The organism is Aeoliella sp., assembly GCF_965227375.1.
Taxonomy (GTDB): domain Bacteria; phylum Planctomycetota; class Planctomycetia; order Pirellulales; family Lacipirellulaceae; genus Aeoliella.
The window spans coordinates 2,197,526-2,211,614 of record NZ_CBDDFX010000002.1; the positions used below are offsets into that span (position 1 = coordinate 2,197,526).

The 14,089-nt window shown below is 59.1% G+C and carries 9 protein-coding genes; 4 read left to right on the top strand and 5 right to left on the bottom strand.

Going from position 1 to position 14,089, the window contains the following annotated elements; genetic code table 11:
* Window positions 1–5 precede the first annotated feature (5 nt).
* From sufB to ACQK2L_RS21645, 4 genes are all read right to left on the bottom strand, one after another.
* Entirely contained in the window at window positions 6–1,421 is a 1,416-nt protein-coding gene (sufB, locus tag ACQK2L_RS21630; RefSeq protein WP_425399128.1) for a Fe-S cluster assembly protein SufB, read from the bottom strand.
* Window positions 1,422–1,485: 64 nt separating this feature from the next.
* Entirely contained in the window at window positions 1,486–2,301 is an 816-nt protein-coding gene (sufC, locus tag ACQK2L_RS21635; RefSeq protein WP_425399129.1) for a Fe-S cluster assembly ATPase SufC, read from the bottom strand.
* Between the two features lie 64 nt (window positions 2,302–2,365).
* A complete protein-coding gene (locus ACQK2L_RS21640) occupies window positions 2,366–2,965 on the bottom strand; it encodes an NADH-quinone oxidoreductase subunit B (protein ID WP_425399130.1) in 600 nt (199 codons plus the stop codon).
* A 50-nt stretch (window positions 2,966–3,015) separates the two neighbouring features.
* Entirely contained in the window at window positions 3,016–3,645 is a 630-nt protein-coding gene (locus ACQK2L_RS21645) for a helix-turn-helix transcriptional regulator (RefSeq protein WP_425399131.1), read from the bottom strand.
* A gap of 301 nt (window positions 3,646–3,946) precedes the next feature.
* Between ACQK2L_RS21645 and ACQK2L_RS21650 the strand changes: the two genes are divergently transcribed.
* Window positions 3,947–5,653, top strand: coding sequence for an alanine/glycine:cation symporter family protein (locus ACQK2L_RS21650; protein WP_425399132.1), 1,707 nt, complete (start codon window positions 3,947–3,949; stop codon window positions 5,651–5,653).
* A 472-nt stretch (window positions 5,654–6,125) separates the two neighbouring features.
* Complete coding sequence (locus ACQK2L_RS21655) at window positions 6,126–6,965, top strand: hypothetical protein (protein ID WP_425399133.1); 840 nt, start codon at window positions 6,126–6,128, stop codon at window positions 6,963–6,965.
* A gap of 216 nt (window positions 6,966–7,181) precedes the next feature.
* On the opposite strand, the gene ACQK2L_RS21660 is transcribed toward ACQK2L_RS21655, so the two are convergent.
* Window positions 7,182–7,991, bottom strand: a complete 810-nt coding sequence (locus ACQK2L_RS21660; RefSeq protein ID WP_425399134.1) for an HpcH/HpaI aldolase family protein — start codon at window positions 7,989–7,991, stop codon at window positions 7,182–7,184.
* A 232-nt stretch (window positions 7,992–8,223) separates the two neighbouring features.
* Between ACQK2L_RS21660 and ACQK2L_RS21665 the strand changes: the two genes are divergently transcribed.
* Complete coding sequence (locus ACQK2L_RS21665; protein WP_425399135.1) at window positions 8,224–9,474, top strand: sialidase family protein; 1,251 nt, start codon at window positions 8,224–8,226, stop codon at window positions 9,472–9,474.
* A gap of 333 nt (window positions 9,475–9,807) precedes the next feature.
* Window positions 9,808–14,088 (top strand): lamin tail domain-containing protein, encoded by a 4,281-nt coding sequence (locus tag ACQK2L_RS21670; protein WP_425399136.1) that lies wholly within the window; start codon window positions 9,808–9,810, stop codon window positions 14,086–14,088.
* Window position 14,089: the final 1 nt, after the last annotated feature.

The window sequence follows — 14,089 nt, forward strand, 5'->3', positions numbered from 1 at the left end:
AGGGCTTACCCGACACTACCTTCCATCTGCAGTTCAATCAGGCGGTTCATCTCCACCGCATATTCCATCGGCAGTTCTTTGATCAACGGCTCGATGAAGCCGCTGACGATCATCGAACTGGCTTCGGCTTCGGTCAGGCCGCGGCTCATCAGGTAGAACAGTTGCTCTTCGCCGATCCGCGAGACGCTCGCTTCGTGCTCGATCTGCACGTCCTGCTCTTCCACTTCGATGTAGGGGTACGTGTCGCTGCGGCTATCGGGATCGAGGATCAACGCATCGCACACCACGTTGCTCTTCGAGCCAACCGCACCGTCTTCCACCTTGCACAGCCCGCGGTAGCTGCTGCGACCACCGTTCTTGCTGATGCTCTTGGAGATGATGCGGCCCGAAGTGTTGGGGGCGCAGTGCACCAACTTGGCGCCGGCGTCCTGGTGCTGGCCCTTCGAGGCAAAGGCGATCGACAGGATCTCGCCGCGAGCACCCGGCTCCATCATGTAGACGGCCGGGTACTTCATGGTGAGCTGGCTGCCGAGGTTGCCGTCGATCCACTCCATCAGGGCGTTCTCGTAGGCCATCGCCCGCTTGGTGACCAGGTTGTAGATGTTGTTGGCCCAGTTTTGAATGGTCGTGTAGCGGCAACGGCCATTCTTCTTGACCACGATCTCCACCACGGCCGAGTGCAGACTCTCCGTGGAGTACATCGGAGCGGTGCAACCTTCCACGTAGTGCACTTCGGCGCCTTCGTCCACGATGATCAACGTCCGCTCGAACTGGCCCATGCTTTCGGCGTTGATGCGGAAGTAGGCCTGCAGCGGGAAGTCGATCTTCACGCCCGGCGGGACGTAGATGAACGAGCCACCCGACCAGACGGCCGAGTTGAGCGCGGCGAACTTGTTATCGTGCGGCGGGATGATCGTGCCGAAGTACTCCCGCAGCAGTTCGGGATGCTCGCGCACCGCCGTGTCGGTGTCGGTGAAGATCACGCCCTTCTCGGCAAGGTCTTCCTGCAGCGAGCCGTAAACCACTTCGCTCTCGAACTGCGCCTTCACGCCGGCCAGGAACTTGCGTTCGGCCTCAGGAATGCCCAGCTTGTCGAACGTGTCCTTGATCTCCTGCGGCACGTCGTCCCAGGTCTTGCCCTGGCTATCGGTCGGCTTCAGGTAGTAATACACGTCCTGGAAGTCGAGCTTAATGTCGCCGCCCCAGTTGGGCATCGGCTTCGACTCGAATATCTCCAGCGACTCGAGCCGAAACTCGCGCATCCACGCGGGCTCGTTCTTCATCTCGGAAATCTGGGCGACCACTTCTCGATCCAGACCCTTGCGTGCCTTGAACACACCGGTGGTTTGGGTGACAAAGTCGTACTTGTTGATTTCGCCGATGCCAGTTTCGTCGGCAGTCGACATTACGTCAGTGGACATGGATTATTCCTTCGTCGGGCTCTCTTGTTTGGCGCCGTTGGATACTTATCTAAATGCGGGCGAACTAAACCGCCGCGGTTTCTTCGGCTTGCTCTTCTTCGATCGCCGCTTCTTCGGGGTAGGACTCGCGGATACGGTCGTAGCCTTGCGTGTACAACTCTTGGGCGAGCTCGACGCCGCCGGTTTCGACGATCTTTCCGCCGAGCATCACGTGCGTGAAGTCAGGCGTGTTGTAGTCGAGCAGTTTGTCGTGGTGCGTGATGATCAGGATGCCCATCTCAGCACCGCCGATCTCCGCGATACTTTGGCTGGCGAGCTTCACCGCGTCGACGTCCAGACCGCTGTCAGTTTCGTCGAGGATCGCGAACTTCGGTCGCAGCATGGCCATCTGCAAGATCTCGGCACGCTTCATTTCGCCACCGGAGAATCCGTCGTTCACGTAACGGCGAGCGAATTCGACGTCCATCCGCAACTGCGACATCTTCTCTTTCAGTTCCTTGCGGAACTCACGCATGGGGATCAGGTCCGCGCCTTCCTTGCGGTCGGGATTGCGAACGTTGGTCGCTGCGTGACGGAGGAAGTCGGCCATCTTCACGCCGGGAATCGACATCGGACGCTGGAAGGCCATGAAGATGCCCGCGCGGGCGCGCTCCGAGGCGTCCCACTCCAGGATGTCCTGGCCGTTGATCTCGATCGACCCGCCCGTCACTTCGTAACTGGGGTGGCCCATGATGGCGTTGCCCAACGTGCTCTTGCCCGAGCCATTGGGGCCCATCAGGGCATGGGTTTCGCCGCGGTTGATGGTGAGATTCACGCCGCGGAGAATCGGCTTGCCTTCCACTGCAACGTGCAGATCGGTGATCTTCAGGGTTTCGCTCATCGTTTTCCTTGTCTCTGGAGGCAACCCGTTTCGCCGAGTCGCCCAACGTAGGTTACTGCTTCTGTTAGCCGGTAATTTTCTGGTGATCGAACAGCGGCTCGCCATCGGCGGGAGCGGTGACGTAGCCCGAGTGGTGTGGCACGGGCAGTTCGTCGTCGATCTTCACACCTTCAACGCCCTTGGCGATGCGGTGTCCGTTGATCTTGTCTTGAATTCGCATTAACCCTTCCAGCAGGGCCTCGGGCCGCGGCGGGCAGCCGGGCACGTACACGTCGACGGGCACGACCAGGTCGACGCCCTTCACCACGTGGTAGCCGTACTTGAAGTAAGGACCGCCGCCCACGGTGCAGGCGCCCATGGCGATCACAAACTTCGGATCGGGCATCAGGTTGTAAAGCCGCCGCACGCGGCTGGCCATCTTGTAGGTCACTGTGCCGGCCACGATCATCAAGTCGGCTTGCCGCGGCGTGGCGCGAAATGCTCCTGCGCCGAAGCGATCCATGTCGAAGCGACTCGCGCCTGCGGCCATCATCTCGATCGCACAGCAAGCCAGGCCAAAGGTCATGGGCCAAATGCTCGACTGTCGCGCCCAGTTGATCGCTTGCTCAACGGTGGTCGTCAGGACGTTGTCTTCAAAACGGCCTTCAATCCATGGCTCGTTCATTGCAGGGGTCGGGGGTCAGGATTCAGGGAAATGCTTGAAATCGTTACGCGTTATTTAGGTGCACTGCTCGGTTCGAACGAACAACATGCGTCTCCCAACGGGCGGCAGCCGGATAGACGCATCGTCTCGCCCAGCACCTCGGAGAACAGCATGCGCTCCATCGCGCAGATGCTCTTGTCATGTTCCACAAGTTCGGGGTACGGACAAGCCACCGCAGTCAGCACGGGAAGCTCGCCTGAGTTGTCGACCTCGAACGGGATGCGTCGCTCTTGCATCATTTCGGCCAGTCGTTGCATCTTCTCTTCGAGCGATCCACCCGACAGCTCGCCCGCTCGCTCGGCAAGCTGCTTGGCAATTCTCTGCAGCAGGCCGGCACGGATGTCGGGGTCTTCGATCGCGCGAATCTCGGCCCACAGCACGTCGACCAGGTCGGCGTAGTTGTTCCCGCCGGAGCGACGCCCTTTCTCGGTGAGCTGATACCGATGGCTGGGACGGCCCCGCCCCGAGCGGACCACCTCCTCGCGGGAAATGAGTCCCTCGTCCATCAGCCGACCAAGCCGCTGCCGAACAGCGGTGGCGGTGACGCCCAACTCGTCGACGAGCTGACTAATGCCCATCTCGCCCTGCTTGCGAAGCAAGTTGAGCAAAGCGTCGTCGGAATCAGTGACCGTGGGGAACATTTCTGCGCAGGTTTGTGGGGTTCGTGCATCCCAGGCCTGCCTCGATGCAGTGCCTTAACTCTTGAATGGTAAGGATTTAGCTATTATTGACAAGGGACGGTTTGAAAAATAGCCTCCAAAATCTGAGCAAATGTCGCAAAGTCTTGCACCGCAACGGCTTATCGACTAAAAGAGCATACCAATCAGCCACTTCGGATAACCCGTTCTGTAACACTCGCGTCGGCATCCCGTAGGAGCTGGTAGCCCCCTGGCCGGGGGCGCAACATCCCACCGCCCCCTCTGCTACCCACGGAGCTTGCGCATGCTATCGCTTTCCCATCGTACGAAGCCGGTACTTTTTCTGGCAGTGGCCCTGCTGATGGGGTTCTGGATTGCTGGGGGCGGCTACGCTCAGGATCCAGAGGGAGGCGATTCCGCCACTGCGTCTGCCGAGCAGCCCGATGCGACAAGCGATGAAGCTGCGGATGAATCCGACGAGGGCACTACGGAACTAACAGGGTTCCGCAAATGGGAAGCCGCCATCGATGCTTGGATCGGAAAGTGGCTGGTGAAGCCGATGGGCGACATCTTGTTCTTCAACGTCTACAAGTACGAAGCCGTCGACGTGAATGGTGAGACGAAGACTTATGGCTTGCCAGTGGTTGTTGTCTGGCTAGCCGGGGCTGCGCTGTTTCTCACGTTCTTCTTTAAGTTCATTAACATCCGAGCTTTTTGGCATGCGGTCCGCGTGACGAAAGGCGACTACGACGATCCCAACGACGATGGCGAAGTGAGCCACTTCCAAGCGCTGGCTTCAGCGCTCTCCGCCACCGTGGGTCTGGGGAACATCGCCGGTGTGGCGATCGCTGTTGGTTCAGGCGGGCCCGGGGCTATCTTCTGGATTATCCTTGCCGGCTTGTTTGGCATGACCAGTAAGTTCGCCGAGTGCACGCTCGGTCAGATGTATCGCAAGATCGATCCCGATGGTCATGTATCCGGCGGCCCCATGCGTTACCTGCGCGACGGTCTTGCCGAGATGAAACTCGGACCGCTGGGTGTCGTCCTCTCTATCCTGTTCGCCGTGTTATGTATTGGCGGCTCGTTTGGTGGCGGCTGCGCTTTCCAAGTATCGCAGTCCAAGGGTCTGGTGCTCCAACAACTGAACCTCACCGACTCCGCCTGGGCGCCCTGGGCGTATGGTGCCTTGATGGTGGTGATGGTGGGTATCGTGATCATCGGCGGTATTCGCCGGATTGCCTCCACCGCCGAAAAGATCGTGCCATTGATGTGTGGCGTGTACGTCCTGGCGGCCCTCATCATTCTCGCGACCAACTTCAACCAAATCCCCTCTGCTTTTTACAAGATCGTCTCCGAGGCGTTTACGCCGCAAGCCGGCTACGGTGGATTCCTCGGAGTGTTGGTTATCGGAATCCGTCGTGCCGTCTTCTCCAACGAAGCCGGCGCAGGCTCCGCAGCCATTGCTCACTCGGCGGCCAAAACCAAATACGCAGTCCGCGAAGGCGTGGTTGCTCTGCTCGAGCCATTTATCGACACCGTGGTAGTTTGCACGATGACGGGTTTGGTGATCGTGATCACCGGCGTCTACGACATCGGCAACTTCCAGGAGTCTTCGAGTCTGATCGCCGACGGCAAAGGCGCCGAGCTCACCGCGCTGGCCTTCCGCCAGGAACTGTCGTGGTTCCCCGTGATTCTCACTCTTGCAGCGTTCCTGTTCGCTTACTCGACAATGATCTCCTGGTCGTACTATGGCGAGCGATGCTTCACCTTCCTGTTCGGCACCCGCACCTCGATGCTATACCGCGTGTTGTTCTTGGTTGCCATCATGATGGGTGCTCTGGTGCACGCTAACAACGTGAAGGACTTCAGCGACTTCCTCATTCTCTCTATGGCGTTCCCCAACTTGCTGGGAGTGCTGCTTATGAGTGGAAAGATCAAATCGGCCCTCAACGATTACTGGGCGAAGTACAAGACGGGTGAATTCGTCGAGTACAACAAAGTGCAGTCGTAAGTGGTCAGCTCAACTCCGGCCGGCTGTCCCTGCTACCCGCCAGTAGAAGTTCTGGGTGCGTGTCGAAAGCAAGTGGAACGAAACTCGCCGCAACTGCGCTGAGCTTGTTACGGCCAACGTCCTGCTCCCTAATTCGGGTCAGCGTTGGCAATCGTAGGGTGGGTGGTTCTGCCGGCACAATGCCTCGCCATCTTACACGATCATCCACCGGCAGGTTCACCCACTATTTGTAGGGCAATCTATGTAGCTGCCGTCGCCAGACGGTGGAAGCGTTGCCACGAACGTTTGCGGCCCCAATTGTCATGCGCTCTTGGTGGGGCGTCCACGCTCTGGTGAGCGTAGCTACCGTCGTTCGCAGCGCGGAGAGAATAGGTACTTTCTCTTTCGCGATTGGTAGTTTTCTTACACTCGTTTGGTAGAACTTAGGTACGCGTAAATGTACATTTGCACACAAACCTAAGGAGCCCCGAAAATGGCGCGACCACGAGTTTTAGACGACGTAAAGAAAGGTGAAATTGCCGCCCTGATTTCGACTGGGATGAGCATGTCGAATGCGGCTCGGTACGTGGGGTGCGACCGGAAGACGATTCGGCGGGAGCGTGGAATCGACGAGGCGTTTGACGAGCGGATTCGCCGGGCGCAGATGGGGGCCGAATTGAAACCGCTGCAGGCGATTCGGGAAGCGGCTTCCAAGCATTGGCGAGCGGCCGCCTGGCTCATTGAGCGGCAGGATAAGCAGCGGGCTGCGCGTCGAAAAGCCAAACAAGCCGACAAGGTGACCGTGTCTCGCAAACAGCTTGCCAAGGTCGCGGTGAAGGTCAAGCAGGCGGCGTTATCCATGGTCGCGTTTCCTGAGTTCGAAGCAGAGGTGGCGCAGAAGATCGACGAGGCGCTGGTCGAACTCGCGCCGGTGCTGGCGGCGCCGCGAGCTGAGCAGATGGAAGTTGAAGCAGAAGCTGTCGAGCCGGTGAAAGCCGAAACAGAAACGCCCGTTGCAGCCGAAGCAGCGAAGCCGAACGGCGCGACGACTACGTCAAAGTCCTTGCCACCAACCAAACCGACGTGGCAGCAGTCGGCCGCGTTTCTCGAGCAGCTCTACCCGGAGCGATATGGGCCACCGACGGAGCCACAGACGGAGAAGGAATCGAAGTTCGCCGCGGCGCTGCAGGACTTTCGCGACGACTTGTTCGCGGTGTTACGGAAGGAACATGCTGAGCGAATGGGTGAAAGATGCGGGGAACAACCTAGTGGGGCAAAACCGGCCGAGGTGCAAAAAGAGTCGGGAAACACGGAGGTTTGCGAGGAAGGGTAGCGCGATGGACCACGGGGTTTTGGGCCAATGGATCGAATGTTGGGGCAAAACCAACTGGGGCGAAACTAAATCCTACGTAGCACTTCGCGGACCGCGTGGCGGTCCGGCTAGTGGAAGTGGCGAATAGCCGGATTGCCACGCGATCCGTGAATTGTCCAGCAAGTCCTCCGTCTGGCGACGGAATCTACGGGAAGGGTGCGCGCTGAAGTGCGGTGCTTAGCTCGACACTTGCTCGACGGTCGTTTGGGTGGCCAGGTTGCAATGCTGCTGCATCATGCCGAAGATTTTGGTCATCCCCTGGCGAATGAGGCCGAGGTCGTTGCCGTAGAAGATGATGTTGGCGCCCATGGCGATCGCCTCGGGGATGTGTCCCGGGTCGATCATGGTTTGCGCCCACGCTTTGCCGGCCGACTTGGCTCCTGTGGCCACGGCGGCCAGGGCTTCGCGGAGTTGTGGATCGGCAAAGTCGCCAGGGAATCCGCTGAGAATGGAGAAGTCCGCAGGGCCCAGCATGAGTGCGTCGACGCCGGGCACCGAGGCCATGGCTTCGGCTTGACTGACCGCCTCGGGGCTTTCGAGTTGGACAATCAACACGGTCTCGCGATTCGCGTGGGGCAAATAGCTACCCATCGGGCTCGCACCATAATTGGCATCGGCATTGGAGCCGTCGAAACCACGTTTTCCCAAAGGAGCAAACTTCACCGCATCGACAACTTCTCGGGCTTCCTCCGGGCTTTCGCAGCGCGGGTACATGATGGCCTGAGCCCCGGCCTCAAGCAGGCGCGAGATGCTAACGAACTCCCCCTTGCCCGGCCTAGCGATGATGTCTGCGTCGCCTACCCGGGCAGCACGAAACAACTTTGCAGCGGTCTCGAGGCTGTGGGCATGGTGCTCCAGATCGAGCCAAATGCCATCGAACCCAAGGGTACTCACTAATTCAAAGACGGACGGATCGGCCAGGCACAAGTTGGTGCAGAGTGCTGGTTCCCCTCGATCAAGCTTTTCCCTAATTCGGCTCTTACGCATTCCCCACTCCTGTTGGGTCAACTCTCACTGTTTTGGAAGGAGGCAAGCATCTATTTGCTCAATCGGTGAAACACCTTGCTTGCCACAACGCGATTTTAGTTAAGGGAAGTGTTCGTTGATAGGTGCGCCTTGCTGGTTTGGAGGAACCGGGCCACCCAAAAGCGGAACTGGATCGCACTCGGCAAAGTTACAATGAACAGACCATCAATCAGGTTCCCCATGGAGAGTTAGCATGCTCGGCAGAATCTTGATCCTCGCTTCGGTTGTCTGCAGTACTTGTGCATTGCCACAGACTCATGCCGCACCGGCGTATTCCGTTCAGTTGGACGTAGTGTCCGAAGGCTTCGACAAGAAGACCTGCTGGGTGCACCCCCGCGCTGGGATACTCCCTCAGGTGAGCGACGGGAAGGATCCAACCGTTGTGTTGACGCTCAACAAACTTCAGCTTACTGGTAGCGACGTGTTCTATGCAGTGAATTCCATGTTCACCAGCGACCTGGGGAAAAAGTGGTCAAACCCTGTTGCATTTCCGGAAGCACTCGGCCGCTGGGAAAACGGCGATGGCACTTGCCGAAGCGTGTGCGACTTCTGGCCCAAGTGGCACGCCAAGAGTGGGAAGCTGCTGGGCATTGGCCATACGGTGTGGTACACGAAAGACAACAAGGTCATGGTGCCGCGGCCCCGCCACACGGCCTACTCCGTGTACGATCCGCAAAGCCAGACGTGGAGCCGGCGCAAGAACTTGCAGATGCCGGACGAACCAAGATTCGCCAACGCGGGCGCGGGGTCGTCGCAGCGTTATGATCTCCCCAACGGCGATATCTTACTGCCGGTGTATTTCAAGGATCCGGATGAAAATCAGTACAGCGTGACGGTCGTGCTCGCCAAGTTCGATGGGGAAACCATGGAGTACGTCCGCCACGGCAATGAGATGACTGTGCCCATCAAGCGCGGAATGTACGAACCTTCGCTCACCAAGTTTCAAGATCGCTACTATCTGACTATTCGTGGTGCTGACGACGGGTACGTGACCAGTGGCGACGATGGCTTGCACTTCGACGAGCCGAAGAAGTGGACGTTCGATGATGGGGAGTCGTTGGGCAACTACGAAACGCAACAGCATTGGGTCACGCACAGCGACGCGCTCTATCTGGTCTACACGCGTCGCGGCGCCAACAACGACCATGTGTTCCGACACCGGGCGCCGCTGTTCATGGCGCAGGTCGACCCCGAGAGACTTTGCGTGATTCGCAGCACCGAGCGGATCCTCGTGCCCGAACATGGTGCGCGGCTGGGCAACTTCGGCGTTACCGACGTCAGCCCGAACGAAACGTGGGTCACCACGGCCGAATGGATGCAGACCACCAAGCCAAACCCCCGAGACTTCAACGTCCCCCTGAAGTACGGGGCGAACAACCGGGTCTACGCGGCTCGCATCCAGTGGGATACTCCGAATGAACTCGTTACTCCCTCTGGTGATTAGCGCGGTGGAAATTCCGAAGCGTTTTTACCTTGCTTTTCCCTTTGCATTCGCGGCATTTTTGGCGAAATCATCAAGCACTTTTTTGCAAAGTGCAAAGTTTGTGTGGTAATCGATTTCTGCTCGGCAAACCGAGCGAAGTCAGTTTTTGGCTTGTCCTAGAACAGGGCGTGGCAATGTTGGTGAATCTGCCACTTTATTCTTAGAGTAGCAGCATCGGTCCATTGTATTATGAACTGTTGTTTATCGATGGATCGCGAGCTTGTGCTCTTCACCCACCTCTTGTCCGCTCACCAACAAGGATGGCGGTCTTACCTGCCGCTGCTCCCATCGACTATGCCTCACCGATTCGCCAAACGTAACAGCAAGAAGCGTCCGCACAACAACCAGAAGCTGCACTGCGAGCCATTGGAACAGCGCCTGGCCCTGACGGTGGTGATCAATGAATTCCTTGCCGAGAACAACGACGGCATCGAAGACACCGCAGGACATCGCCACGACTGGATCGAACTGAAGAACACCGGCGCCGCGACGGCCGACGTGTCGGGGTGGTACCTGACCGACGACGCGCTCGCACCAACCAAGTGGCAGATCCCAGCCACGGCCGAAACATCCAGCCTTGCCCCCGGCGAGACGCTCCTGGTTTTTGCTTCCGGCAACAACGGCGAGGTAGGCGTGGTTGGTAGCGAGCTGCACACCAACTTTCAGATCTCCCAGGAGCCGGGTTACCTGGGTTTGATTCAATCGGACGGATCCACCGTGGAGCACGCTTACAACCTGTATCCACAGCTGGCGCCGGACATCTCTTACGGTTTGGGCGTGGGCGTGGAATCCACCACGACCGAGACGTTCCTCACCGCTGGCTCGTCGTCCACCGGCGATGGCTCGCCGTCCCAGTTCCGCCCGTTCACCGGCATCAACGCGAGCGTGGACGACCACTGGACCGAGATCGATTACGTCGCGTCCGGCAGTGGTTGGGTCAACACCACCAATGGACTTGGATACGGCTACGGCAGCCCCTGGCAGGATAGCACGGTTTCGCTGTCCGGCGAGGTTGCAGGTTACGTTCGCATGCCGTTTACGGTGACGGATGCGTCGCAACTCACGTCGATGAACCTCGAGCTGCGCGTCGACAACGGTTACATCGTCTACTTGAACGGCCGGGAGATTCAACGCGAGCGGATCTCGGCGTTGTTCAAGATTGGCAACGACTGGAACGACAGCAAACAAAATGGTGGCCTCAACGCCCGAGAGAACTTGAGCAACGGCACGATCACCGGTTCGCCGGCGGTGATCGACCTGACGCCTTGGCTCGATACGATTGAGGAAGGCACCAACGTGCTGGCGATCTACGCCGCCAACCATAACAGCGACACAGGCGACTACCTGGTGCATGCCGAGCTAACCGGCGAGCGCGCCGCGGGCGCCACGGCCGAGTCGTTCATGGTCACCCCAACGCCGGACATGCCCAACGGCGCCGGCTATGTAGGCGTGCTGGCCGATACCGAGTTCTCGCACGACCGCGGCTTCTACGAAGCGCCGTTCGATCTGACGATCACCGCTGTCGGCTTGGATGCAGCCGTTGTGCCAGGCACCACGATTCGATACACGACCGACGGCTCGATGCCGACTCTCACCAATGGCACCACCTACTCCGGCGCTATCACGATCAACCCGGCCACGTTGAGTTACACCGACGCCGGAGTGGTGACGGTTCGCGCTGCTGCGTTCCAGGACGGCTATTACTCGTCGAACGTCGATACGCAAAGCTACATCTTCCTCGACGAGGTGCTGACTCAAGACGGCAGCGGGCTGCCCTCCTTCACTCACTGGGGCAACTCGGGGCCTGACTGGGAAGTCGATCCGAACATCGTCAATTCCGTTGGCGCGGAGAACCTGAAAGACGATTTGAAGGCGATTCCCACGATGTCGCTGGTGCTCGATTGGGAGGATTTCTTCGGCGATGGCTCCCCGACCGACTCAGACGGCGCTGGCATCTATCCGCAAATTGAAGACTGGCGCGAAAAGAGCGACGAGCGCTTTGCGTCGCTGGAGTATTTCACTCACGACCTCACCGAAGAGTTCCAGATCGACGCCAAGGTTGAGATCCAGGGTCACTCCAGTACGTTCCGCGCCAACAACAACTGGCGGAGCGACAAGCTATCGCTCGAAGTCAAGTTCAAGCAGCCCTATGACACGAAGCTGTCGTCCGACACGCTGTTCGGTAACGCGGTGAACGCTGGCGAGAACGTAGCGAACGACTTCGACTCGCTGGTTCTCGACGCTCAGTACAACTACACATTTCACAGCAACAACACCACACGTCAGGGTCCCTACTCGACCTACATCCACGATCAAACGGTCGCCGACCTGCAGAACTTGGCGGGCGGTCAAGCGCCTCACGGCCGTTGGGTGCACCTCTACATCAATGGAATGTATTGGGGTATCTACAATGCCCATGAACGTCCTACGGATGCATTCGCTGAAGAGTATTACGGCGGCGACAAGGACGACTACTTCGTTATCAAGGGATTCGAGGGGCAGAATCTCAACCATGGCGGATCGCAGGGCAAGTACCAGCAATCCGACGGGGGCATCGCCTCGCAGATCGCCTACCAGGAGATGCTCGACCAGGTGGACGACAACCTGTCGAATTTGACGGAGTATCAAGAGGTCGCCGAGTTGATCGATATCGACGCGTTTATCGACTACATGGTCGTGCTGTACTACGCCGGCAACTACGACTGGGGCGAGTTGAACTGGTTCGCCTCGTTCAACAGCGTCGACCCCAACGGCAGATGGCGTTTCCATTCGTGGGACCAGGAACACGCATTTCCTAACGATCAGAATGCTGGGGCCGGCGATGGACGCAATCAAGACTACGACCACACAGACCTGGTGGCCAACGACTTTGGCGAACACGAGTACGGCCCCACGGGCATCCATCACATGTTGATGGAGAGTGAGGAGTATCGACTCCGGTTCTCCGACCGCGTGGAACACCTCATGCGGAACGACGGCCTCCTGACGCCAGCGAACGCCCAGTCTGTCTGGCAGGCGCGCATTGACGAACTGGCCGATGCCATCAATGGCGAAGCGGCCCGTTGGGGCGACAACCGCAGCCCTGACAAGACGGGCGCCACCTGGCTGACCAACGTGGAGTACACCCGGGACAATTTCTTCTTCCCCAACGGCTCCTACGATAGTCGCACCGACATCGTCATCGACATCTTCAACAACACGTTCCCGTCGGGCGGAAGTGACGAAGTCGGCAAGATCGACTGGCTAGTGAACCTCGACGCGCCCACGTTCAATCAATATGGCGGAGAGATCAGCGCACCGTTCGGTCTTGTGTTGACCAACCCTAACGGTGGCGGAACCATTTACTACACCACCGATGGCACCGATCCGAGAGACGCCGGCGGAGGCATCAGCTCCTCGGCGATGGCCTACACCGGCGATCCCATCAGCCTGAGTGATTCGGCCCAAGTCCGTGCGCGAGTCTACGATTCGAGTCAGTCCGGCACGCTGAACGATTGGAGCGCCGAGGTCGACAAGAGCTTCGTGATCGACGCGCCACTGTCGCTGCGAATCGTCGAACTGATGTACAACCCAGCCGGCTCTGGAGCCTCGGAGTACATCGAGCTGCTGAACATCGGGACCGAGTCGATCGATCTGACCGGCGTTCAGATCGCCGACTTCTCCACGGAAGGGTTTACGTTCGGCGGCGGCACCCTCGCGGCCGGCGAGCGCATTGTGGTCGCCGAAGACGTGGCCGCCTTCCAAGCCCAGTATCCTGCAGTGACCAACGTGATTGCGACCGGATACTCCGGCAGCCTGAGCAACGGCGGTGAGACCATTACGTTGGTCGACTCGTTTGGAACGGTATTGCAGTCGTTTACTTACGACAATGAATCTCCTTGGCCGACCGCTCCCGACAATGGTGGACCTTCGCTGGAGTACATCGGCCCGCTGACGGGTACCGAAGATCCCCTCGCCACGTCGCCAGCCGACCCGTTCGACGACCCCAGCAACTGGCAAGCGAGCACTGCCATCGGCGGCTCGCCTGGCACGGATGGCAACACAGGCCCAGCACTCGCCGGCGACTACGACAACAGCGGAACGGTCGACAACGCCGACTACACCAAGTGGAAGAGCCAGTTCGGTAGCGTCGTTGCCGCTGGCACGGAATCCGATGGCAACGGCGACGGCCTCGTCAACCTGGCGGACTACACGGTCTGGCGTAACAACCTCGGCGCAACCGCGCCCGCACCCGCCAGCCAGGTAAGCCCGGTAGTGGCTGCAGTGGAATCCTCGTCCGGCGACGAAGTTGCATTGAACGAAACGTCACACTCTGGCGAGCCTGCCACCGAGAGCCCGGCCGCTTTCCTGAGCCTCGGAGGATCGGCTAAATCTACAGGTCAGGACAACACGAGCTCCGATGCCAGCGAGCCACAGGCGAGCGACGACTCGGATAGCTTGCTGTTGCTACTCGCCGACGACCGCGCGCAGCAGCCCGACGCCGATGGCTCAACAGAAGCCGCGCTCGACAGTGACACGGAAGCCAAGAAGGAGGTCTTTGCGACCCTGGATATTGAGTTCGATAGGCTCAGTTAGT